2 protein-coding genes are annotated in these 2,192 nt (G+C 67.0%); one reads left to right on the forward strand and one right to left on the reverse strand.

Annotated elements, in window-relative coordinates:
- Positions 1-602: 602 nt before the first annotated feature.
- Positions 603-1,010, reverse strand: coding sequence for a hypothetical protein (locus tag ABZ641_RS34065; protein ID WP_359988179.1), 408 nt, complete (start codon positions 1,008-1,010; stop codon positions 603-605).
- Positions 1,011-1,407: 397 nt separating this feature from the next.
- Between ABZ641_RS34065 and ABZ641_RS34070 the strand changes: the two genes are divergently transcribed.
- The coding region (locus ABZ641_RS34070; protein ID WP_359988181.1) for a hypothetical protein at positions 1,408-2,192 on the forward strand (785 nt) is incomplete at its 3' end.

The following is a 2,192-nucleotide window of genomic DNA, read 5'->3' on the forward strand; positions in this document are numbered from 1 at the left end:
GGGTGGCCGGGTGTGTATGTCCCGACCACCCCCGCCCTGCCAGCGCTGCCAACAGAATGCGGCCCGTGGGGGGTGCGGTCCGGTCCTGCAGATGCGGCAGCGCCCTGCTCGCCCTGGTTGAGGCGCCTACTCACACCAACGAAACTCCCCCGCGCCACGATACGGGCCGCGCGCCGGTGTCCTGCTGACGGGTGATCGGCTCCCTGCACACTCAGGTTCCCCCGGGTCACCCGAGGGGGTGACCCGGAAGCCGGGTCTGAACTTTCGTAAAACCGGTAGAGGGGCGCTACCGCCCAAACGGTGTTCCCGCCTGGGCCTTGCCTCACCGGCCCAGTCCGGACAACCCCACAATCAGGCGCAGCAGCGAGTATGACGGGGGCGGGACGCCCTCCTCCGCTCGGGCTCGGCGCCCACGTTTGAGCAGAGCCGCATATCGGGTGAAAGCTTCATGAGTGGATCTTCGGACAGATCTCAATCCGCCCGAACCTGCACGTGAGCGAGGGGAACATCCACTGAAGGACCTTTCAGGCTCCTTTGCAGGGCCTATCGGCGGCGACGATCACGTCGCGGCCGCCGAATCGTTCCTTCGCATCTTTGTCTTGTCAGACAGCGACAAGTTTGGGTCGCCCGCCGGCACGCGGCGGCTGCTTACGGTACAGCGGGGCGGCGATGTCGGGCAGTTTGCCCTCGCGCACCTGGGCGGCCGCCGCACGCAGCGACGCCTCCATCTCGGCCTGGGAACCGTACTTCGCGATGAAGGGGTGCAGGCGGTAGCTGTGGCCGCGGCCATCACCGCTGCGGATGACAAGGTTCCGGTCGACGAGGCACTTCATACCCCGGCTGACGGCGGACTCGAGCAGGCCGAGCTCCTCCGCCATCTCGACCTGACTGTGATTCACCTCGTCACCGGGCGCCTGGAGTTCGGACATGATGCCGAGCACCGCGATGGCCGAGGGCGTCAGCTTGAGGCGGGGAATCATGCCGAGCACGCCGGACGGGGTGATCTCCACAGGGGGTCCTCCTCAGCTTTCGTGGGCGAAGTCGTCGGGGCCGATCGTATCGGGGAAGTCACTAGTGCTGTGAGTGTGTCCTGAACGCGAGGAGGAGCTCGATGTAGGACGAGTTGCTTGTTGCGGTGCTGCGTGACCGATGAAGGTAGGCCCTTCGGAGCCGCCCTGCGGGGGGAGGCTTCGGGATCCGGCCGCAGTGAGGCCAGAAGGGCGGTGGGATGATCTTGAGGTGAACCAGCCGGTTCGGCCCTCTGTTCGCGGTAGCTACGGCGAAGCGACAAGTAGCTCTCAGCCCTCCGGTCCCGGCTGGTGTCAGACCGTCAGGTACGTCCATGATGGCCGGGTGACCGAGGGCATATGGTTTGAGCCGACACCGCGAGACGGAGACCCGCGCGCCGTGATCGGCAGCCTGGGCAGGAACGACTGGTCTCTGGCCTGGGGCTTCCTCGAAGCGGGCAGGGTGCTCGTCGAGCACTGGAAGCGCGAGCGGAACCACGACAGCCTCGCACTGCCGGCGCTCTACAACCTCCGCCACGGCATCGAGCTGGCCCTCAAGGAAGCGATCCGCGACGCGGCGGAATGTGCCCGCCGCGACGGCGTCATCGATGCCGCATGGAGCGAGAAACTCAACGACTACCTGGGCAAGACTCACGACATCGGCTCTCTGGCCGGGAAGCTGGATCGTTGCCTTGCCCTGCTCGTTCGCTTCGGGGGCGGCATGAGCCTGGGTGAGGACATACGCCGGGGCCTCGCGCGTCTACACGCACTGGACACCACCGGTCAGGCATTTCGCTACACCACCGTGAAGAAGGGCAACGTTCTCGTCATGGCCCAGTCGGACGGCAAACGGGTCAAGCTGGAAGACATGATGCTCACTGCGTACGAGGCTGGGGACGCGATCCTCATGCCGATCTGCGGCATGCTCAGCGCCTACGCTGAGCACCAGGAGGAGGCTCCGGAGTCCTGCATCTTACCCCAGCCGCAACGCGTCGTCCGGTGGCGGGGTCCTGGCCGTCGATGCGGTGCGGCAGGTAGTCGGCGATGGCCTGCCGGACCTCGCGGGCCGGCTGGTGGAGGATCGTGCCGTCGCCCTTCGGTGCCGGGCGGGTCAGGGTCCGTACCCGCCGGTGCGGGTCCTCCTCGTGCAGGTCCTCCAGGTCGATGCCGACCGCCTGCCGCGGC

This window comes from Kitasatospora sp. NPDC007106 (genome assembly GCF_040634455.1).
GTDB lineage: Bacteria > Actinomycetota > Actinomycetes > Streptomycetales > Streptomycetaceae > Kitasatospora > Kitasatospora arboriphila.